The organism is Agromyces sp. NPDC058110, from assembly GCF_042884735.1.
Taxonomy (GTDB): domain Bacteria; phylum Actinomycetota; class Actinomycetes; order Actinomycetales; family Microbacteriaceae; genus Agromyces.
In genome coordinates this window covers 297321-317071 of record NZ_JBHVTI010000006.1, presented here as the reverse complement: position 1 = coordinate 317071, position 19751 = coordinate 297321, and the positions used below count along the sequence as shown (strand labels likewise).

Here is a 19751-nt window from a genome sequence, read left to right as displayed (position 1 = left end):
GCCGACTCAGCCGAGGCCGGGGCGCTGCAGCGCCGCGAGCGCGCGGGCCAGCGCGTACCGCGTGCGACCCGCCGGAGTGCGCGAGTCGTAGCCGAGGGTCTCCGCGAGTGCGTCGAGCCTGGCCTGCACGCTCGAGTGGTGCATGCCGAGCGCGGAGGCCGCCTGCCGCACGCTGCCAGCGTCGGCGAGCGCGTCGAGCACCGACCGGGCGCGCGAGTCGAGCGCGGCCAGCGCCGCGGCATCCGGATGCGGGTGCTCGTGGCGGTCGGCAGCCTCGGCCACGAAGAGCAGGGCGCCGAGCTGCGAGGCATCGACGACGGGCTCCGAGTCGGTGGCCAGCCGCAGGGCGATGAGCGCCGACGCGAACGACTCGGGCAGGCGATCGGCCGTGCCGGGCGTTCCGACGCCCGCTCGCACGCCGGACGGCACCTCGACGGTGCCCTCCACGAGCACGACCCTGGCAAGCCCGCGGGCCGTCGCGACCACCGCGGTGGGTCCGGCGACGGGGGCGGGCTGCGCCGCGTGGAACGCCACGACCCGCACGTCGGACGCGCAGTCCAGCCGCAGCCGCGACGCCGCGACTGCCCGCTCGGACGCAGCGGCGCCCGCCGTGACCACGACCTCGACCGCGGCATCCGCCGTGCCGGACCGACGAGCGGTCGTGATCGCCACGGCGAGCGCGAGCCGTTCGAGCACCATCGCGTCGTTCGCATGCGCATGGCCCGTGCGCTCGAGCCACACCAGCGAGCCGTCGCTCGTCGCGCGTGACGGCCAGGCGGATGCCGCGGCATCCGCCTGCGCGTGCTGATCACCGCCGAGGGACTCGCCGTCCGGCCCGACCCGCCTACCCTGGCCGGCGCCGCTCGGGGCGAACCCGGCGACCGCGCCCGAGAGCACCGCGGCACCGCGCAGCAAGGACTCGAGACCGACCCCTCCGGCGACGAGCGTGTCGAAGTACGAGACGACCTTGAGCGTCTCGCTCGCCTCGGGATCGAGCGCCGTCAGGCGACCGACGAGTTCTTGCATGGTGCGGGCTCCATCGCGCGTGTGCGCCCAACCCTAACCGAGCGGGCGCACGATGTCTCCGCGGTCGCGGACGGGCGGGCAGGCGTCCTGGCCCGCCGCGACCGCGGAAGTCTGGACTCCGGTCAGACGCCGAGCACGCGGGCGAGCCAGCTCGCGCGCGCCGCGACCGACGCCCGCGAGACCGCCGCGTGCGGGGCCATCATGTCGAAGCCGTGGAACCCGCCGTTCCACACATGCAGTTCCGCCTCGCCGCCGTCGGCCCAGATGCGGCTCGCGTACGCGACGTCCTCGTCGCGGAACACCTCGGCGCTGCCGCAGTCGATGTACGCGGGCGGCAGGCCCGACAGGTCGGTCGCGCGCGCCGGGGCCGCGTAGATCGAGACGTCGTCGGTACCGCGGCGGTCGCCGAGCAGCGCCGACCATCCGGTGACGTTCGAGCCGCGGTCCCAGACGCCCACACCGTCGATCTGCGCGGTCGAGACGGTGGAGTCGCGATCGTCGATCATGGGGCAGATGAGCAGCTGGCCGGCGAGCGCCGGGCCGCGGCGGTCGCGGGCCAGCAATGTCGTGCCCGCAGCCAGGCCACCGCCCGCACTGCCGCCCGCGATGACGAGCCTGTCGGCGTCGATACCGAGCTCGGTGAGGTTCGCGCCGGTCCAGACCAGGCCTGCGTAGCAGTCCTCGACGGGATACGGGTCGGGGAACTCGGGCGCGAGTCGGTACTCCACCGTGACCACCACGGCGTTGTGCTGCTCGATCAGGTCGAAGAACAGGGGCACGCCCAGCCAGCGATCGCCGACGATCATGCCACCGCCATGCGTGTGGAAGATTCCGGGGCCCGTGCCGGTGCGCCCCGGCCGTTCGATCACGCTCACCACGATGTCGTCGCCCGCGTGCCCGGGAATCGTCACGTCGCGCACGACCAGGCCGCGCTCGGCGATCTCGGCGAGCACGGCCTCGCCCGCCAAGCTCGAGCGGCTCGCCGGGATGAGTTCGGAGGTGAAGGTCACGGGCATCTGCTCGCGGATGAGCGAGAGGGCCGCCTCCAGCTCGGGGTCGAACGGCGGTCGGGTCCGGGTCGCGGTCGTCGTGTCGGTCATCGGTGGACTCCTCGATCGTGCGTCACCTCGTCGTGACGTCTGCTCCGATGATCCGCGCGGGCACACGGCATCCGGAACCGACGATCGTAGCCGGTTCGGCCGGGACTGCCCGCCAGACGGCGGGGCTCAGCCGCCGAGCGACCCCGCGTCGGTCGCGCCGACATCCGTGCGGTGGAAGTTGTGGAACGACCGCGACGCCGTCGGGCCGCGCTGGCCCTGGTACCGCGAGCTGTACTCGGCCGAGCCGTAGGGCCGTTCGCTCGGCGACGACAGGCGGAAGAAGCACATCTGCCCGATCTTCATGCCCGGCCAGAGCTTGATCGGCAGGGTCGCGACGTTGCTCAGCTCGAGGGTGACGTGGCCGGTGAAGCCCGGGTCGATGAAGCCGGCCGTCGAGTGCGTGAGCAGGCCGAGACGACCGAGCGAGCTCTTGCCCTCGAGCCGGGCGGCCACGTCGTCGGGCAGGGTCACGGCCTCGTACGTCGAGGCGAGCACGAACTCGCCCGGGTGCAGGATGAACGCCTCGTCGGGCCTGACCTCGATGAGGTGCGTCAGCTCGGGCTGGTCTTCGGCCGGGTCGATGAACGGGTACTTGTGGTTGTCGAACAGCCGGAAGTACCGGTCGAGCCGCACGTCGATGCTGCTCGGCTGGAGCATCGCCGGATCGGACGGTTCGAGCTTGACGCGCCCGAGTTCGAGTTCGGCACGGATGTCGCGGTCGGAGAGCAGCACGGGTTCAGCCTACCGACGGGGGTGCCGATCACGCGGCTCAGTGATTCCTCGTTGCGACCCCCGTCCTTGCTACGATGGTCAACGTCGCATCTCCGGATGCCGCACGCCGATGTAGTTCAATGGCAGAACTTCTGCTTCCCAAGCAGATAGCGCGGGTTCGATTCCCGTCATCGGCTCTCTCGAGTCCGACCGGCCGTCAGTCGCCGTCGGGCAGTCCCCAGAACGGCCCAGACAGCCCGACGGAGCGGAAGTAGTCGGATGCCTCTGCGGGCTCGCGGCGCGAGTACGGCGAGTCGAGTCGGCCCTCGTACCACTTCGCGGCGAGACGCCAGAGCGTCGCGAGCGACATGACGTAGCCGCGCGGTTCGCCGGTGCGCTCGAGCCAGGCGTCGACGCAGGCCTCGGAGCAGAAGATCTGCTGGTGGTCGCAGGCGTGCGCGGCGTCGGGCCAGATCTCGTGCATGGGCGTGAGGAAGTGGGCGACCTGCGATCCGGGTGGCGGCGCGGCATCCGTCACGACCCAGGCGTGCGGGGTCTCGCAGGCCGGGCAGGTCGTCGCGACGAGGGAGGGCGAGGCGCCGGGCACGAGGTTCGGGATGGCGAACGAGTCCCACGCGCATCCGCCCCACCAGAGCGTCTCGTCGCTCATCACCGAGAACCGGAACGACCGGGTGGCGAACGGGTGCGCCATCTCGATGCGGTCGCCGTCCTTCAGGATGACGTGGCGCGCCGCGGCGACCTCCTCGAGCGCCGCGCGGAACGTGGCGGGGGCGAGGGCGAGCCGACCGGCGAGCACGTCGTTGCCCGGCAGCACGCCGTCGCGGGCGAGGGTGCGGTACACCTCGAGGCGGACGCGCTCGGCGTCGGTGGAGAGGGTCATCGGCCTGCCTTCCGTGGGTTCGCTCCCAGTCTGCCGTGATCTGCCCGGCCCGGCGCCGTCCCGAAGGCCGTCCGGGCACCATCCGACGTAGGCTGGAGACGGGTCGCCGATCCGATCCACGCAGCACGGAGGAGCACCGCCATGGTCGAGAGCGCCCAGCACAAGGAACACCGAATCTTCGGCATGACCTTCGCGAGCCTCTACCCGCTCTACGTCACGAAGGTCGAGCGCAAGGGCCACACCGCCGACGAGGTCGATCAGGTCATCACCTGGCTCACCGGATACGACGAGGCCGGGCTCGAGCGCGTGAAGTCCGACGGCACCGACCTGCGCACGTTCTTCGCCGAGGCGCCCGAGATGAACCCGAACACCTCGCTCATCACCGGGCTCATCTGCGGCATGCGCGTCGAGGAGATCGAAGACCCGCTCATGCAGCAGATCCGCTACATGGACAAGCTCGTCGACGAGGTCGCGCGCGGCAAGAGGATGACGTCGATCCTGCGCACGGCCTGAGCGACGCGGCCAGAAGCGCCAGGTTCCGAACAGGGCTCGCCCGATCGCTCGGGCGAGCCCCGTCATGCGTTGCGGATCGATCACGGCGTCGCGCAACGCAGACCGTCGAGCGTGAAGGCGTCGGGCTTCGCGACGGTCTTCGCGTTCGCCGTGCCGGCGACCACGATCGTGCGGCTCTTCCCGGGCTTCAGCACGCTGTCGCCCAGGTCGATTTCGATTCGCGAACCGTTCTGCGTCAGCGTGCCGCTGGTCGCGAGCAGGGCCGCCTCGCCGCTGCCCGCATGCCAGGCGAGCCGGCCCAGCGCGAGGTCGGCTGTGCCGGTGTTCCGCAGCGTGACGGTCGAGGCGTACCCGCCGAGCACGATGGGGGTGGCGCGCTGCGTCACCGCGCACGTCGCCGTCGCGGCGGCGAGCAGCCCGGTGTTGCCGCCCTCGTCGATGAAGGTGCCCCAGAGGTGGTTGCGGCCGTCGGCGGGCTCGGTCACCCCAGAGACGCGGACGTCGCGGAACCGGTGGTCGCCGCCGACCCGCGCCGCGACGGCGTACGAGCCGGTGCCCTCGATCGTGACGTCGCTGACGCGCAGGTCGTTGACCCAGTGGCTGCCGCTGACGAGCAGGCCCTCGTAGGTCGAGTCGATGATGCGCGTGTGCTCGATGAGCACGGGCGTCGTGATGTGGCTCGTGTCGGCGAACACCCAGATGCCGCCGAACGAGGTGTTCCAGTTCGGCTCCCATCCGCCGCTGCGGAAGATGTCGTTGCCCGACACGATCGTCGTGCCCGAGAACGGCACCGGGTTGAACCGCGTGCTGACGGCGATGCCGGCCGGTGCGGTGAGGGTGTCGGCGATGACCGAGTCGACGATGCGGTTGGAGTCGCCGCCGTAGACGGCCGCGCCGTTGCCGAGCAGCGGGCTCTGCACGGTGCTGTGCGCGAACGTGCCGCGCACGACCGCGCCGCCCGACGACCACATCGCCATGCCGTCGTCGCCCGTGCTGCGCACGCTCGCGTGCTCGACGCGCGTGTCGACCACGCCGCCGTCGAGGTGCACGCCGTCGGCGAACGTGTCGCTGACGCGCAGCCCGACCGCGTACAACCCGTCGGTGCCCGCGGTGGCCCAGAACCCGGTCTTGGTGTGCGAGATCCAGACGTTCTGGATGAGCGATCCCTGGCCGAAGTTGCCTTCGATGCCGGTGTCGAAGAGCCGGTCGTCGCGGTATCGCACATCGCCGTCGATCATGAGGTCGGTGATCGTGACGCCGGTGCCCATCGCGTACAGGCCGCCCTTGCCGTCGCGGCCCGCGAGCACCGAGTACCAGGGGCCGGCCCCGGTGATCGAGACATCCACGAGCCTGACCGCCTCGGTGAGGGTGAATCGCCCGCTGGGCACCCAGACGCCGACACCCGCCTCGCTCGCGGCATCGACTGCCGCCTGGATCGCCGCGGTGTCGTCGGTGCCGTCGTCGGGCGTCGCACCGAACGCGGTCACGTCGAGCGACCCGGCGGGAGCCGCGAGGGGCTTCGCCCGCATCTCGGTCTCGACGAGGTCGACCGTGTAGGGCAGCGCTCCGGATGCCGCGTCCTTCTGCAGCCGCAGCACGGTGCCCGCCGGCAGCTTCGCGAACGTCGCGCGCGAGTCGTCGAAGAACCGCTGGGCGCCGCCCTGTGACGGGTCGTTGCCGTAGGGATAGCCGCCGTACACCCATGAATAGGTGCTCGAGACGGGCACGTCGGCGATCTTCCGCTTGCCCGCGTACAGCGCCAGTGTGCCGGATTGGCCGGTGCCGTCGGCGCTGTCGGGGATCGAGGCTCGCAGCACCAGTGCGTCGGCGGACTCGGTCAGCACCCACTCGACCGCGTCCTTCGTCTCGGTCAGCGTGACCGCCTGTCGACCGGATGCCTCGGCGGCGAGGTCGCGGAACGTGCGGCTCGGGGCGAGGATCTCGCCCGTGGTGCGGCCGTGCTCGGCCTCGTAGACGACCGTGCCGGTCGTCGCTCCGCGTGCCGCCGGCTGGTCGGCGTGCTCGACCCCGATCGAGTCGACGACGACCGACCCGTCGTGTTCGGCGGCGGTGCGCCGCAGTTCGAACGTGCCGAGGCCGGTGCGCAGCGGCAGTGAGACGGCGACCTCGCGCCAGTCCTGCGCGGGTGCCAGCTCGATCGTCCCGACGGGCGCCCCGTCGACGCCGACGACCACCCGAACGGGCGCGGCCGTGGCGTTGACGTAGCGGATCGACACCTTCTGGGCGCGGGCGGTCGTGGCGAACGTCGAGACCGCCAGCCGCGCGCGGGGCGCCGTCAGGTCGACGCCGGTTCGGCCGGCCCGCTCCACGGCGGTCGCGCCGTTCGCGAAGAACGCGTCCTCGGCCTCGTACGCCTGCGTGCGCTTCGGCGCCGGCACCACGGCGAGCGCGTTCGCGACATCGTCCCACCGGGTGTCGGGCCCGGAACCGGGGATCTCGCCCGGGTCCGTCGCCCCGCCGCCGGGCGTCGACACATCGCCGACGGCCGTGAGCGCGATCGCGTCGAGGTTCACGTTGCCGGTGTCGTCGTCGTCGAAGCGGAACGTCACGTCCTGCACGCCCGCCTCGAGCTCGACGGTCTCCTGGTGCACGAACCACCGGCTCCAGGAGGCGCCCGCGGCCGACGGCAGCACGATCTGCCGGTCCTCGTCGCCGATCACCTGCGACAGGGTCATGTCGGTGCCGAGGCCGTTGGCGTATCGCAGGTTGAGCCCGTACTCGCCCGCCGCCGGTACGTCGACACTGAACGTCACCGAGGCCGTGCCCCGATTGTCGAGCACGAACCCGTCGACGAATCCGGAGCCCGAGTAGCCGAGGTGGTTCGCGTTCACGCCCGCCCCGCCCGACAGCGCAGCCGCTTCGGCCTCGTACTCGTGCGGCAGGTCGGCGGCGAACGCCGGCGGTGCGAGGGCGAGGCCCGCGGCGATCACGCCGCCGACGGTCACCCCGATCAGGGTGTTGCGGGTTCGGTGCGACATCAGGATCTCCTTCGATCGATGGTGCGTTCGTGGTGCCGATGGGTGGTGCCGGTGGGTGGGCGGTGCGGGTAGGCGGTGCCGGTGGGCGGCGCGGGGAGGTTGGCGGTGCCGTCAGGCCTCCGCCGTGGCGAAGACCTCGAGGAGCGCGCCGAGCAGCACGGGCGGCAGGCCGATGCCCGCCAGCTCGTCGGCGAGCGCGATGCCCTGCGCCCGCTCGATGGTCGCGAGTGCGCGGTCCTTCAGGTCGAGGTCGATCCGGGCACGTTGCAGCAGCCCGAATGCATCGCGGCTCGCGGAACGAACCCGGCGGCGGGCGCCCGTGACCCGCAGCTCGACGGCAGCGTGCAGGTCGACGCCGTGCGCCTCGAGGCGCAGCGCAGCCGAGAGGTCGGCCGCGTCATCCGTCGCATGCTCGACCTGCGTGATCGGCCGTTCGACGCCGTCGACGAATAGCACGGCGCCCTCGATCGACGCGATGCCCACGAGGTCGAACGCGAGCGCCTCGAGCCTGCGCGCGGGCACGTCGGCCTCGCTCGCGAGCACGAGCCGGATGTCGCTGCCGCCGTCGTCGCGACGGGTCGTCGTCTGCGTGGCCTCGGTGGTCCATGGCCGGGGGCGCGCGCTTCCGTCGTCCTCGACGATCGTGGAGGTCGACGTTCCCTCGAACACCCGCAGCGCGAGGCGCGCCGGGTTCTCGTCGACCGGGGCCATCGCGTCCATGGCGAGCGGCAGCACGGCACCGGCGCGCACCAGCACGGGGTACTCGTCGAGGCCGCGGTGCACGGTCGTCGTGCGTCCGCCGCGGTAGCGTCGCCCGCTGAACAGGTCGGTCCACTCGCCCTCGGGCAGCCACACGGCGGTGGCCGCGACCTGCGCCTCCCCGTCGACGGGGGTGGTGATGGGGGCGACGAGCAGGTCGGGGCCTAGCAGGTAGACGTTGCGATGCAGGTACGCCTCGTCGGTGTACGGATGCGCGTGGTACATCGGCCTCACGACGGGAACGCCGTCGGCGTGCGCCCGGTGCGCCGCCGTGTAGAGGTAGGGCACGAGCGCGTGGCGCAGGCGCAGGTAGCGGGCCGCGATGCCGCCGAGCTCGGTGCCGAGCAGGTTCGGCTCCTTCGAGCCGAACGGGCTCGCCGAGGAGTGCAGGCGGTTCACGGGCGACAGCACGCCGAACTGCATCCACCGCAGCGTCAGCTCGGGATCGGTGCGGCCCCGCATGTGGCCGCCGATGTCGTGGCTCCACCAGAAGTAGCCGATGTTGGCCGCGGTGCTCGTGAAGTAGGGCTGGAAGTCGAGCGACGCCCAGGTCGCGTGGGTGTCGCCCGAGAACCCGACCGGGTAGCGGTGGCTCCCGGGCCCGGCGTACCGCGACAGGGTCACGGCGCGCTTGCCGGACTCCTGCAGGTCGGTGACGTGCACGTGGTTGAGCATCCACAGCGGGTCGAGCCCGTCGATGCGCGAGACGCCGCCCGACTGCCAGTCGAGCCACCAGAAGTCGACGCCCTGCTCCTCGATCGGATGGTGCACCTCGGTGAGGTACGCCTCGACGAACTCGCGCGAGCCGATGTCGAAGACGATGCCGTCGCCCGACTCGGGGTCGACGCCGAGCGCCCGGGCGACGGCGGGATAGCTCGCCTCGTGGCGACGGATGCCGTCGGCCGGGTGCACGTTCAGGGTGACCGCGAGTCCGCGTCGGTGCAGTTCGGCGAGGAACGCGGCCGGGTCGGGGAACAGCTCGGGGTTCCACGTGTACCCCGTCCATCCGGTGCCGATCGCGGGATCGACGTCGACGAGGTGCCAGTCCATGTCGAGCACGGCGACCGAGAACGGCTGGCGTTCCGCGGCGAAGCCGTCCATGAGCTCGAGGAACTCGCCAGCGGAGTACGGCCAGTACCGGCTCCACCAGTTGCCGAGCGCGTAGCGGGGCACGAGCGCCGGTGCCCCCGTGAGGCGGAAGTAGTCGTCGAGCGCGCCCTGGTAGTCGCGGCCGTGGGCGAACACGTAGAGGTCGCAGCCGCCCGCCGGGCGTGCGCGCGGCCATCCGTCGTCGCCGATCAGCACCGAGCCCGAGTCGTCGAGTGCCTCGAACCCGTAGGTCGACAGGATGCCGGGCTCCAGCGGGCAGTCGCCGTCGACCTCGTCGAGCGTTCGCGCCGTGCCGCCGAGGTTGCCCCTCGTCTCGTACAGCCGCGGGATCTGCTCGCCGTACCGCCACGTGGAGTAGTGGATGTCGGGAGCGGCGTGCAGCGAGATCGACAGCCCCGACGACGAGAACTCGCGACCGTCGTACTGCAGTTCGAGGTACCGCGTGCGTATGACGAGGCCTCCGTCGTCGCTGCGGGTCGCGGTGAAGTCGGCGGGCGGGAACTCGCGGTCGACGACCACGGCCGTCTGCCCGTCGACGAAGGCGCCCGAGTCGCTCCACTCGATGCGGATGAGGCGCTCGGTGAGCACCGTGAATCGGTAGTGCTCGCCCTCGATCACGGACTCCGGTCGGGCGGTGCGCAGCGTTGTGGCGGTGGTGATGGTCAAGTCGGGGCCTTTCTCGGGAGGTTTCGCGGTCGGCGAAGCAGACGTCTGGGAGGTCGGATGCCGAACGACGACGTTTCGGCGACGGTGCGGGTCTGGTCGGGTCTTCTGGTCTGTCTGGTGACGGATGCGGCGGGCCTGGCTCAGCCCTTCGTCGACCCGGCGGTGAGCCCGGAGACGATGTAGCGCTGCAGCGCGAGGAACAGCAGCACGACCGGGATCGCCGCGAGCACCGCGCCCGCGGCGAACAGGCCCCACGGGGCGTTGCGCTCGTCGGAGCCCCAGTTGTAGAGCCCGATCGCGAGGGTGAACTGCTCCGAGCGCTGCAGCACGACCCGGGCGATGATGAAGTCGCTGTACGTGCCGATGAACGACAGCAGCCCGACGACCGTGAGGATCGGCGTCACCAGGCGCATGATGATGCGCCAGAAGATCTGCGCGTGGCTCGCGCCGTCGATCTTGGCCGCCTCGTCGAGTTCGCGGGGCACCGTGTTGAAGAACCCGTACATGAGGAAGGTGTTCACGCCGAGCGCGCCGCCGAGGTACACGCAGACGAGGCCGAGATGCGAGTTCAGCCCGAGCGCCGGGAACACGTCGCCGACCGCGAGCAGCACCAGGAAGATCGCGACGAACGCCAGCATCTGCGGGAACATCTGCAGGAGCAGCAGCGTCGTGAGGCCGGCCCTGCGCCCAGCGAAGCGGAATCGCGAGAACGCGTAGGCTGCGGCGGCGCCCATCAGCACCGTGCCGACCGCCGTCAGCGACGCGACGATGATCGAGTTCTTCATCCACAGCCAGAACGGGGTGTCCCACAGCGCGGCGAAGTTCTCGGCGGACACCACGCGGAACAGGTCGTACGACCCCGTGAGCGTGCCGGCCGGATTCAGCGCGGCCGACAGGGCGTAGAGCAGCGGGAACACGCAGACGACGATCATCACGGCGGCGACCACGTAGCGCCATCCGATCTCCGACCACCACCGCGCACCGCTCAGGCGGCGACCGCCGGGTTCGATCGCCGCGGCGCCCGGCGAGGAGCGCGTGGCATCCGCGGTGGTGATGCCCGTGACATCCGCTGTCGTGACGTGTGCCATGTCAGATCTCCTCGAGACGGCGCGTGCGACGGAAGCCGAGCCACGAGATCAGGCCGACCAGGATGAAGATCAGCAGCGACAGCGCACTCGCGACGCCGTACTGCTTGCTGCCGCTCTCGAAGGCGACCGAGTACACCATCGAGATCAGGATGTCGGTGTGCCCGACCACGTACGGCGTGCCGACGAAGTTCGGCCCACCGCCCGTCAGCATGTAGATCAGGGCGAAGTTGTTGAAATTGAACGCGAACGACGAGATCAGCAGCGGCGCCACCGAGACCATCACGAACGGCAGCGTGAGGAAGCGGAAGATCTGGAACCGTCCGGCGCCGTCGATGCGCGCCGCATCGATCGTGTCGGCGTCGATCGCCTGCAGGGCACCCGTGCAGATCAGGAACATGTACGGGAACCCGAGCCACAGGTTGACCAGGATCACCGAGACCTTCGCCATGACGGCGTCGGTGAGCCACGGGATGTCCGCGCCGCCGAGCAGCACGACGTTGATGTATCCGAACCGGTCGTTCAGCATGCCCGCCCAGACCAGTGCCGAGAGGAAGCCCGGGAAGGCGTAGGGGAGGATCAGCAGCGAGCGGATCACCTTGCGGCCCTTCAGCCGCGGGTCGTTGAACGCGATCGCGAGGAAGATGCCGAGCCCGAAGGTCAACACGACCGACACCAGCGCGAACACGAACGTCCAGGTGAAGATCTCGGCGAAGGGGCCGACCATGCGCGGGTCGGTGACCATCGACGTGAAGTTGGCGAATCCGACGCCCACGCGCCAGCCCGGGGTGAGCTCGGTGCCGTCGTCGGAGACGAAGTTGCCGGTCTCGCTGGCGTGGTAGACCGTGCCGTCGTCGGTGTTCACGAACGTGTCGGTCTCGGCGTCGTACTGCAGCACGGGCACCGCGACGAACCCGGACGAGCCGTCTTGGGTTCGCACCGACCCGTCGGCCGGGTCGTCCGACATGGGAACGCGCAGCGCGACGACCTCCGCCTGCCGGTCGGCGACGTCGAGGAAGGTGAGCGCGTCCCATCCCGGGACCGCGGTGACCCGGCCGCCTTCGACGGTCGCGTCGTCGACGGGCTCGAGCGGCCGGTCGGCCGACCCGACCTCGACGCGGCCGCCGTCGACCACCGCGAAGCCGAGCACGTCGCCCTGCGCGAGCACCGTGAGCGGGAAGGTCGGCGACCCGTCGAGGCGCACCTCGTTCTGCGCCGAGATCTGCTCGATCGCATCCTGCTTCGTCGAGTTGTGCCCGTCGCCGTAGTTGGTGAACGCGACGTAGCCCGTGTAGGCCATCGCGAAGATCTGGTAGGCGACGAGGAAGATCAGGCCGGGCACGAGGTACTTCGCCGCGACCGCCCGTCGGGACATGTAGGCCCAGTCGACGAACGCGAGGGTGACGACGAGGAAGATCAGGATCGCCCACTGCCCGACCGCCCACGCCGACAGGATGCCGGAGAGCCCGAACGCGTTCGCGACGGCGACCAGCACGAGCTTGACCCAGAAGCCGGTGGAGCGTCGAGGGCCGCCGAAGTCGAGGCGTCGACGCGGAGCCGGCGTGCCGGCACCGGGCTCGGTGGGCGCCGGCGTCTCGGCCGGGCGCGCGGATGGAGGTGAGATGGTCATGCGATCCTCGGTGCGGTTCGAGCGGGTGATGTCGTGACGGCGTCGCCGGTCGGGTGCGAGATCTGCCCCATCCGGTTCCCGGCGGAGACGCCGCCTCCGTACGCGTGAGCACACGGAGGCGGCGTCGCGCGATCAGCCCTTGTCGATGGCGTCCTGGATGTTGGCGACCATCGTGTCCCACCCGGTGATCGGGTCGACCTGGCCGTCGATGATCTGAGCCTCGGCGGTGCCCCAGAAGCCCCACACGGCACTCATCTCGGGGATCGCGGGCATCGGCGCGCCCTCGGCGCCCGCGGCGTTGAAGCCGGCGATCACCGGGTCGGTGACCTTGTCGGCCGAGGCGATGAGCGCGGGGCTGCGCTTGCTCGAGTCGTACAGCAGGTCCTGCGCCTCCTCGGTCGCCATGTAGTTCACGACGAACTCGTTGGCGAGCACGGGGTTCTTCGACTTCGACGAGATGAAGATGCCCGAGACGCCGACGAACGGCTGGGCGGGCTCGCCGCCTGCGCTCGGAACCGGCAGCACGGTGAAGTCGATGCCGGCCTCCTCCATGCCCGGGATGCCCCACGGGCCGGTGATGATGTACGGCGACTTGCCGTCGCCGAACGCCTGGCCGGCGATCGCGCCGTCGACGGCGATGTCGAGCACGCCCTCCTGGCCGAGCTTCGCGATGTAGCTCGCGAAGGCGTGCCCCTCGTCACCGCCCATCGCCAGTTCGTCGGTGTACGAGCCATCGGGGTTCTGCTTGAAGACCGGCGCCCCGAACGAGGTCTGCAGGGGGTACATGTGGTACGGGTCGGAGGACTCGCCCTGCTGGATGAGCACCGGGAACTCCGTGCCGGCGGTGCGGCCCTCGGCGATCAGCTCGTCGAAGGTCGTCGCCTTGGTCTCCTTGAGGAGGGCGTTGTTGCGCACGAGCGCGACGTTCTCGATCGCGAGCGGCACGCCGTAGTACTGGCCGTCGTACGCCATGGCGGCCGTGGCGACCGGCACGAAGTCGTCGACGACGTCACCGAGCTCGATGGGTGCGACGACACCGTTCTTGATCCATTCGCCGAGCCCGTCGTGCGCCGAGATGATCATGTCTGGGCCCTCGCCGGTCGGCACCTGGGCCACGAAGTCGGGCCCGATCTTGTCGACCGCCTTCTCGACGAGCTCGACCGTGACGCCCCTCTTCTCCTTGAAGTCGGCCACCAGCGGCTTCATCTCGACCGCGCGGTTGGGATCGACCCACAGGGTCAGGGTCTGGTCTTCTTCCGGCGCGCTCGTGGTGCCGCCCGAGCCGGCCGCGCAGCCGGCGAGCGCCAGCACGACGCCGACCGCGCCGATGATCGTGATGCTCCTTCGCATCATCCACTCCTCTTCGAGTTCGTCACCCGCCGGGGGTCAGCGGGACTGAGTGATCTCACGATAGCGGCGTTCTCGAGATTTGGAAAGGAATTTCACTCATTCTGCACAAGATTCCATTGGCGTCATTCGCTTGTTCCAGCGATCAGCCTCGAACGCGCGCGCAGAAGCGTCGCGCGGCACCCGACCGGATGCCGGATGTCGGATGGCGATTCGGGATGCCGATGCCGGCTGCCGGATGTCGCGGCGACCGCCTCGCAGAATCAGGCGCGCACGGGCCCAGTGGAGCTGCGGAGCACGAACTCGGGCTCGAACAGCAGCTCGCCGACGGGCTCGTCGGTGCCCTCGATCTGCGCCATCAGCAGGTCGAACGCCGCGCGCCCCATCGCATCGATCGGCTGCCGCACGGTCGTCAGCGGCGGATCGATGAAGCTCATGAGCTGCGAATCGTCGTAGCCCACGACCGAGACGTCTTCTGGCACCCTGAGCCCGGCGCGCCGTGCGGCCCAGATCGCGCCGAGGGCGAGCATGTCGGAGGCGCAGACGATCGCCGTCGCGCCCACGCCGAGCAGCTTCGCCGCACCGGCCTGGCCCGCCTCGATCGAGTACATGCCCCGCACGACGAGCGCGTCGTCGACCTCGCAGTCGAGCTCGGCGAGCTTGCGCTGCGCGCCGAACACCTTGCGCTGCGACGGCAGGTGGCCGCGGCCGCCCATGAGCAGCCCGATGCGGCGATGGCCCAGCTGGTGCAGGTGCGTCACGGCCTGCTCGGCCGCCGCGACGTCGTCGGTGGACACCGTCGGGAACGGGAGCGCGTCGACCGTGCCGTTGATCACGACGGTCGGGAGCCCGGATTCCTGCAGGCGGATGAAGTGCGGCCGCGCCGCCGCGCCGTCGGGGTTCACGCCCGCGAGGTAGATGACCCCGCTGACCTGCTGCTCGAGCAGCAGCTCGACGAAGTCCGAGTCGGTCATGCCGCCCGTGTTCTGCGTGTTCAGCAGCGGGCTGAACCCGTTCTGCGTGAGCGTGCCGCCGATGAGCTCGGCGAGCGCCGGGAAGATCGGGTTCTGCAGCTCGGGCATCACCAGTCCCACGAACCGGGGTCGGTCGCCCCGCAGGCTGGAGGGGCGCTCGTATCCGAGCACGTCGAGCGCGGTGAGCACGGCCTGCCGCTTCGCCTCGGACACTCCGGGCCGATCGTTCAACACGCGGCTCACGGTCGCGGGGCTCGTGCCCGCCTTCCGCGCCACATCGCTCAGTCTGCTCGCCACCGTCGCAGTTTACGGTGACGCCGGACTCGGGGCGACGAAGCCGCGATTCCCCCGTCGAACGCCGCAGCATATCCTGATCGGATGCCGCACTCCCCCGCCCAGCGCACGGCGAACCCGCAGGTCGACGCCCCGGTCGTCGACGGCTCGCACGTCGACGGCACGCACGTCGACGGCACGCACGTCGACGGCCCGGTCGACGACGGCCGACGCGCCTCGCTCGTCGCGATGATCGCGGGCGACCCCCAGCGCCTGCGACGGCGCAGCATCTCGCTCGGCGTGCCGCTCGACGACGCCGACGACGTCGCGCAGACCGTGCTGCTGCGCGCGTGGCGGTCGATCGAGCGCCTGCACGCGCCTGACGAGACCGGCAAGATGTGCTCGTGGCTCGACACCATCGCCCGCAACGCGGCGATCGACCTCGCGAGGCAGCGCATGCGACGCCCGAGCATCGCCCTCGAGGCCGGCGCAGAGGTCGCCGACCCGGTGAACGTGTCGCAGAGCGTCGAGACGCGGGTGATCCTCGACGCGGCAGTGCAGGCCATCAACGCCCTGCCGGAGTCACTCCGCCGCCCCCTGCTCATGAGCGTCGCCGACGAGATGCCGGCCGCCGAGATCGCCGAGCGGCTCGGCATCAGCATCGACACCGCGAGGCAGCGCATCGCGCGTGCGCGCAAGGCGCTGGCCGGATGCCGCGAATCGGGGATGTCCGCGGCATCCGTCGGCTGACCGCTCAGGCGGTGCCGAAGGGGTTGTCGACCGCGTAGCGCCAGCCGTGCTGCTCGTCGAACACCGCGACGTCGGCCGTCGTTCCGGCGAGCGCGACGTCGGAGCCGTCGGGCGCGGTGCCCGTGATGCTCCAGTCCGCGATCGCGAGTCCGGTGTCACCGCTCCGGAAGACGTGGCGGACCGTCATCGTGATCGGCAGGGCGAGGCCGAGGAACTGCTCGAGCGCGCCGCGCACGGCGGACTCGCCCTGCACGGGCTGACCCGGCGCGGGCACGAAGACGACGTCGGGCGCGTTGAGCGCCATGAGGCCGTCGAGGTCGCGGGCGTTGAAGCGTTCGGCGAACGCGAGGTTGAGCTGGTCGAGGGCGGCGACGGGGGTCGCGACGGTGCTGGTCATGCTGCGGTCCTTTCACTGTGGAGCCCACCCGATGCGGGCCCCACCGTGAAGGACGACGGCCTCCGCGGCGTCGTGACATCTCGAACGAGTCCTCGGCGCAGCGGGGCTCGAACCCACAACCTCCCCGCACCCAGGAGCGTGCGCGTTCAGGAGTCGGTCGGGGCTACGTGTGCTTCGCCGCAGATGCCATGCTTGGTCCCCATGAGTCGAAAATCCTCCGAATCGTCGTTCGCGTGACGCTCGCCACGACGTTCGGCCGGTTGCCGACCTGGGCCAAGGTCACATCCTTGGTGTCCGCAGCCGTCATCGTGCTCGGCGCCGTCGCCGTGCCGGTTGCCGCTGCGGCAGTCGACCAGAACGACCGGAGGCTCGCCCGCGAACTCGCCGAGACCGAGGCCGCAGCTGAGCTGAGGCTGGCCGCCGAGGCCGCGAAAGTGCTCGGTGAGACCAAGGAATCCGCGGCCGAGGTCAATGCCGACTGGGCCGGATTCAGTGCGTCACTCGGGAACGCGGTGAGCCCGGATGCAGCTGCAGCCTTCGAGACCGCACGAGTGGACCTCTCCCTCGCCATCGCGAGCGGGGGAGTCGAGGAGATGACGTCCGCGATGAAGGCACTCGTCACCGCGATGGAGCAGCTCGTCTCGAGTGCCGCGCGCCAAGCGGAGGCGCTGCTCAGCGCGAGCCCCCTCGCCGACCCTGCGTCGAAGGACGAACTCATGGCAGCGGTCGCTGCGATGGACGCATCCTTCGACGCTCGGGTCGTGCTGACCCGCGTGAAGGAAGCGTCGGACGCCGTCGTCGCCTCGCAGGCTGCCGGCCAAGCTGCTGCAGACGCCGCGGCGGCGGCGGCGGCGGAACGGAGTGCGGCCGAGGCGGACGAGCGGAGTGCGGCCGACGGCGCGCCCGAGGGCGGCTCGGGCGATGAGCCGACCACCTGGCAACCGAACGGAGCCCTCGATCCGGGCGTCCTCGGCATGAACCCGTGGGAGCTCGAGAGTTGCGACGACGTCGCGCCCGGGCAGGTCATCCACATCGACTTCGAGTGGCAGGCACGGGAGGGCAATACCGTCGACATCTCCTACGCGTTGTCGCCCGATCCGTCGCTGGCGACGGCCGGTTTCACTCAGATCGTGACGGGCGGGGCATCTGCGGGGACCGTCAGGATTCCGCGCACGTGCCCCACTGGAGTGGAACAACGTCCGTTCGTCTCGATCGTGGTGGTCGCCAGCAACGAGTACGGCTCATCGACCGCGAACTATTGGGGTCTGTGAGCAGCCCGTCGGGCGGGCGATCGTGATGCGGCGGTGCGGGACTTCCCTCGAGACGCGTGCCGTCCGACAACCACGGCGGCCGATGCCCGGCTTGCGAGCGGCCGCCATCCTGGGCGAGCGCCGACCGCAGGGCGCGGATTCGCGACATCCACACCCTGCAGTGACGATCGCCTAGCTCGCGGTGCCGACCGGCTCGACCGCGGCCTCGGGCGTCTCGGCCCCTGTCGTGAGGGCAATGCGGAGCGCCGCACCGAGGTCGGCGTCGACGTTCGTCCAGTACTGGATCGCGCGCTCGCGGATGTCGTCGCGCTGCACGCCGCCGACAGCCCCCGTGATGGTGTCGAGGAACCGCTCGCGGGCGGCATCGTCGAAGACCTCGCGGTAGAGGGCGCCCGCCTGGCCGAAGTCGTCGTCTTCTGCGTGCAGGGTCGCGGCGGCGCGCACGAGCTCGCCGTCGGACTCCCACGAGCCCTCGCCGGCACGCGCCGGGTCGGCGACCGGGCCGCCGAAGCTGTTCGGCGCGTACACCGGGGCGCCGGGCGCGTTGAAGTGGTGACGCTGCGCGCCGTCCTGCGAGTAGTTGTGCACGGGCGCCGCGTGCGGGGCGTTGACCGGGATCTGGTTGTAGTTCGTTCCCACGCGGTAGCGCTGCGCGTCGGGGTAGCTGAACACGCGCGCCATCAGCATCTTGTCGGGACTGATGTCGGTGCCTGGCACCTGGTTCGCGGGCGAGAACGCGGCCTGCTCGATCTCGGCGAAGTGGTTCTGCGGGTTGCGGTTCAGCGTGAAGTGCCCGACCGGGATGAGCGGGTAGTCCGCGTGCGGCCACACCTTCGTGAGGTCGAACGGGTTGAACCGATAGCCCGCGGCGTCGGCGTAGGGCATGACCTGCACCTTGACGTCCCACGTCGGGTGCTTGCCGCGCTCGATCGCCTCGTAGAGGTCGCGACGGTAGTAGTCGGCGTCGGCGCCCGCGATGGCCTCGGCCTCGATGCCGTCGATGTTCTCGACGCCCTGGCGCGCGACGAAGTGGTACTTCACCCAGAAGCGCTCGCCCTCGGCGTTGATCCACTGGTACGTGTGCGAGCCGTAGCCGTTGACGTGGCGCCACGACTTCGGCAGGCCGCGGTCGCCCATGAGGTAGGTGACCTGGTGGGCCGACTCGGGCGAGAGGGTCCAGAAGTCCCACTGCATGTCGGCGTCGCGGAGGCCCGAGCCCGGAAGGCGCTTCTGCGAGTGGATGAAGTCGGGGAACTTGATCGCGTCGCGGATGAAGAACACCGGGGTGTTGTTGCCGACGATGTCGAGGTTGCCCTCGGTCGTGTAGAGCTTGAGCGCGAAGCCGCGCACGTCGCGCCACGTGTCGGGCGAGCCCATCTCGCCGGCGACCGACGAGAAGCGCAGCAGCGTCTCGCTGACCGCGCCCGGCTGGAACACGGCGGCACGGGTGTAGGCCGAGACGTCCTCGGTCACGGTGAACTCGCCGAACGCGCCGCCGCCCTTGGCGTGCACGATGCGCTCCGGGATGCGCTCGCGATTGAACTGCGCGAGCTTCTCGACGAGGTAGCGGTCGTGCAGCGCCGTTGCGCCGTCGCGGCCGGCGGTCAGCGAGTGGGCGTCGCTGCCGACCGGGGTTCCGGTCTGGGTGGTCGTGTGGTGCTCGTGCATGGTGCTCCTTTGTTCGGTAGGGAGATCGCGCCCCGTGACGGTGTCGCGAACGGATGCCGCGGCATCCGTTCTCGGGGCGCGACGAACGGACCGCCCGGGCGGGCGGCGTGGTGCGATGCGCTTACTCGGCGGCGGTCGCCTGGCAGTCGGGGCACAGGCCCCAGAACGTGACCTCGGCCGTCTGGATCGCGAATCCGGACGCGGTCGAGGGCGTGAGGCACGGTGCGTGGCCGACGACGCAGTCCACGTCGGCGACGGCCCCGCACCGGGAGCAGACGACGTGGTGGTGATTGTCGTCGATGCGACGCTCGTAGAGCGCCGCGGAGCCGGCCGGCTCGATGCGGCGGATCAGGCCCGCCGCGGTCAGGTCGGCGAGGATGTTGTGCACCGACTGGATCGACGTCGTCGGCAGGTCGCGGGATATCGCCCGCAGCACCTGCTCGGCGTTCGAGTGCGCCATGGAGTCCAGCGCCTCGAGGACGGCGACCCGGCCTGCGGTCGCCTTCAGCCCGGCACTGCGCAATGCCGAGTCGAGCGTGGTCTCCATGTCTTCGACCGTACTCGGTATTTT

General features: G+C 70.7%; 16 protein-coding genes and 1 tRNA gene. 4 read left to right on the top strand and 13 right to left on the bottom strand.

Annotation, left to right across the window (positions count from 1 at the left end; all coding sequences use genetic code 11):
• Nucleotides 1–6: 6 nt before the first annotated feature.
• From ACFVS8_RS16510 to dcd, 3 genes are all read right to left on the bottom strand, one after another.
• Complete coding sequence (locus ACFVS8_RS16510; RefSeq protein WP_387064615.1) at nucleotides 7–1026, bottom strand: helix-turn-helix domain-containing protein; 1020 nt, start codon at nucleotides 1024–1026, stop codon at nucleotides 7–9.
• Between the two features lie 122 nt (nucleotides 1027–1148).
• Nucleotides 1149–2126: an alpha/beta hydrolase gene (locus ACFVS8_RS16505; protein ID WP_387064613.1), complete on the bottom strand. Its 978-nt coding sequence runs from the start codon at nucleotides 2124–2126 to the stop codon at nucleotides 1149–1151.
• A gap of 126 nt (nucleotides 2127–2252) precedes the next feature.
• A complete protein-coding gene (gene dcd, locus ACFVS8_RS16500; RefSeq protein WP_387064610.1) occupies nucleotides 2253–2858 on the bottom strand; it encodes a dCTP deaminase in 606 nt (201 codons plus the stop codon).
• A 105-nt stretch (nucleotides 2859–2963) separates the two neighbouring features.
• Between dcd and ACFVS8_RS16495 the strand changes: the two genes are divergently transcribed.
• Nucleotides 2964–3034, top strand: a tRNA-Gly gene (locus ACFVS8_RS16495).
• A gap of 20 nt (nucleotides 3035–3054) precedes the next feature.
• Here ACFVS8_RS16495 and merB read toward each other — a convergent pair.
• Nucleotides 3055–3738: an organomercurial lyase gene (merB, locus tag ACFVS8_RS16490; protein WP_387064607.1), complete on the bottom strand. Its 684-nt coding sequence runs from the start codon at nucleotides 3736–3738 to the stop codon at nucleotides 3055–3057.
• Nucleotides 3739–3879: 141 nt separating this feature from the next.
• On the opposite strand from merB, the gene ACFVS8_RS16485 reads away from it, so the two are divergent.
• Nucleotides 3880–4251, top strand: a complete 372-nt coding sequence (locus tag ACFVS8_RS16485; RefSeq protein ID WP_387064604.1) for a DUF2200 domain-containing protein — start codon at nucleotides 3880–3882, stop codon at nucleotides 4249–4251.
• An 80-nt stretch (nucleotides 4252–4331) separates the two neighbouring features.
• Here the strand turns inward: ACFVS8_RS16485 and ACFVS8_RS16480 are convergent, their stop codons facing one another.
• The 6 genes from ACFVS8_RS16480 to ACFVS8_RS16455 all read right to left on the bottom strand — a co-directional run bounded on the left by ACFVS8_RS16480 (nucleotide 4332) and on the right by ACFVS8_RS16455 (nucleotide 15118).
• Entirely contained in the window at nucleotides 4332–7250 is a 2919-nt protein-coding gene (locus tag ACFVS8_RS16480) for a glycosyl hydrolase family 28-related protein (RefSeq protein WP_387064601.1), read from the bottom strand.
• 111 nt (nucleotides 7251–7361) lie between these two features.
• Nucleotides 7362–9785: a TIM-barrel domain-containing protein gene (locus ACFVS8_RS16475; RefSeq protein ID WP_387064599.1), complete on the bottom strand. Its 2424-nt coding sequence runs from the start codon at nucleotides 9783–9785 to the stop codon at nucleotides 7362–7364.
• A gap of 140 nt (nucleotides 9786–9925) precedes the next feature.
• Nucleotides 9926–10873, bottom strand: coding sequence for a sugar ABC transporter permease (locus tag ACFVS8_RS16470; protein WP_387064596.1), 948 nt, complete (start codon nucleotides 10871–10873; stop codon nucleotides 9926–9928).
• A 1-nt stretch (nucleotide 10874) separates the two neighbouring features.
• Nucleotides 10875–12500, bottom strand: a complete 1626-nt coding sequence (locus ACFVS8_RS16465; protein WP_387064593.1) for an ABC transporter permease subunit — start codon at nucleotides 12498–12500, stop codon at nucleotides 10875–10877.
• Between the two features lie 132 nt (nucleotides 12501–12632).
• Nucleotides 12633–13850, bottom strand: a complete 1218-nt coding sequence (locus ACFVS8_RS16460) for an extracellular solute-binding protein (RefSeq protein WP_387064590.1) — start codon at nucleotides 13848–13850, stop codon at nucleotides 12633–12635.
• Between the two features lie 260 nt (nucleotides 13851–14110).
• Nucleotides 14111–15118: a LacI family DNA-binding transcriptional regulator gene (locus ACFVS8_RS16455; protein WP_387064587.1), complete on the bottom strand. Its 1008-nt coding sequence runs from the start codon at nucleotides 15116–15118 to the stop codon at nucleotides 14111–14113.
• An 81-nt stretch (nucleotides 15119–15199) separates the two neighbouring features.
• On the opposite strand from ACFVS8_RS16455, the gene ACFVS8_RS16450 reads away from it, so the two are divergent.
• Nucleotides 15200–15844 (top strand): RNA polymerase sigma factor, encoded by a 645-nt coding sequence (locus ACFVS8_RS16450; RefSeq protein WP_387064585.1) that lies wholly within the window; start codon nucleotides 15200–15202, stop codon nucleotides 15842–15844.
• Nucleotides 15845–15848: 4 nt separating this feature from the next.
• On the opposite strand, the gene ACFVS8_RS16445 is transcribed toward ACFVS8_RS16450, so the two are convergent.
• Complete coding sequence (locus tag ACFVS8_RS16445; protein ID WP_387064582.1) at nucleotides 15849–16241, bottom strand: YybH family protein; 393 nt, start codon at nucleotides 16239–16241, stop codon at nucleotides 15849–15851.
• 167 nt (nucleotides 16242–16408) lie between these two features.
• Here ACFVS8_RS16445 and ACFVS8_RS16440 point away from each other — a divergent pair, with 167 nt between their 5' ends.
• Nucleotides 16409–17512 (top strand): hypothetical protein, encoded by a 1104-nt coding sequence (locus tag ACFVS8_RS16440; RefSeq protein WP_387064579.1) that lies wholly within the window; start codon nucleotides 16409–16411, stop codon nucleotides 17510–17512.
• 171 nt (nucleotides 17513–17683) lie between these two features.
• On the opposite strand, the gene ACFVS8_RS16435 is transcribed toward ACFVS8_RS16440, so the two are convergent.
• Together ACFVS8_RS16435 and ACFVS8_RS16430 are read right to left on the bottom strand one after the other, a co-directional pair.
• Entirely contained in the window at nucleotides 17684–19180 is a 1497-nt protein-coding gene (locus tag ACFVS8_RS16435; RefSeq protein ID WP_387064576.1) for a catalase, read from the bottom strand.
• Nucleotides 19181–19301: 121 nt separating this feature from the next.
• The gene (locus ACFVS8_RS16430; RefSeq protein ID WP_387064573.1) at nucleotides 19302–19727 is read right to left on the bottom strand and encodes a Fur family transcriptional regulator; all 426 of its coding nucleotides are present in this window, start codon (nucleotides 19725–19727) and stop codon (nucleotides 19302–19304) included.
• Nucleotides 19728–19751 lie beyond the last annotated feature (24 nt).

Bases quoted from the DNA above. Each gene is read 5' to 3' on its own strand.
- ACFVS8_RS16485 (WP_387064604.1), top strand. From the start codon at position 3,880: ATGGTCGAGAGCGCCCAGCACAAGGAACACCGAATCTTCGGCATGACC.
- ACFVS8_RS16470 (WP_387064596.1), bottom strand. From the start codon at position 10,873: ATGGCACACGTCACGACAGCGGATGTCACGGGCATCACCACCGCGGAT.
- ACFVS8_RS16445 (WP_387064582.1), bottom strand. From the start codon at position 16,241: ATGACCAGCACCGTCGCGACCCCCGTCGCCGCCCTCGACCAGCTCAAC.
- ACFVS8_RS16480 (WP_387064601.1), bottom strand. From the start codon at position 7,250: ATGTCGCACCGAACCCGCAACACCCTGATCGGGGTGACCGTCGGCGGC.
- ACFVS8_RS16430 (WP_387064573.1), bottom strand. From the start codon at position 19,727: ATGGAGACCACGCTCGACTCGGCATTGCGCAGTGCCGGGCTGAAGGCG.
- ACFVS8_RS16465 (WP_387064593.1), bottom strand. From the start codon at position 12,500: ATGACCATCTCACCTCCATCCGCGCGCCCGGCCGAGACGCCGGCGCCC.
- merB (WP_387064607.1), bottom strand. From the start codon at position 3,738: ATGACCCTCTCCACCGACGCCGAGCGCGTCCGCCTCGAGGTGTACCGC.
- ACFVS8_RS16435 (WP_387064576.1), bottom strand. From the start codon at position 19,180: ATGCACGAGCACCACACGACCACCCAGACCGGAACCCCGGTCGGCAGC.
- ACFVS8_RS16450 (WP_387064585.1), top strand. From the start codon at position 15,200: ATGCCGCACTCCCCCGCCCAGCGCACGGCGAACCCGCAGGTCGACGCC.
- ACFVS8_RS16460 (WP_387064590.1), bottom strand. From the start codon at position 13,850: ATGCGAAGGAGCATCACGATCATCGGCGCGGTCGGCGTCGTGCTGGCG.
- ACFVS8_RS16510 (WP_387064615.1), bottom strand. From the start codon at position 1,026: ATGCAAGAACTCGTCGGTCGCCTGACGGCGCTCGATCCCGAGGCGAGC.
- ACFVS8_RS16505 (WP_387064613.1), bottom strand. From the start codon at position 2,126: ATGACCGACACGACGACCGCGACCCGGACCCGACCGCCGTTCGACCCC.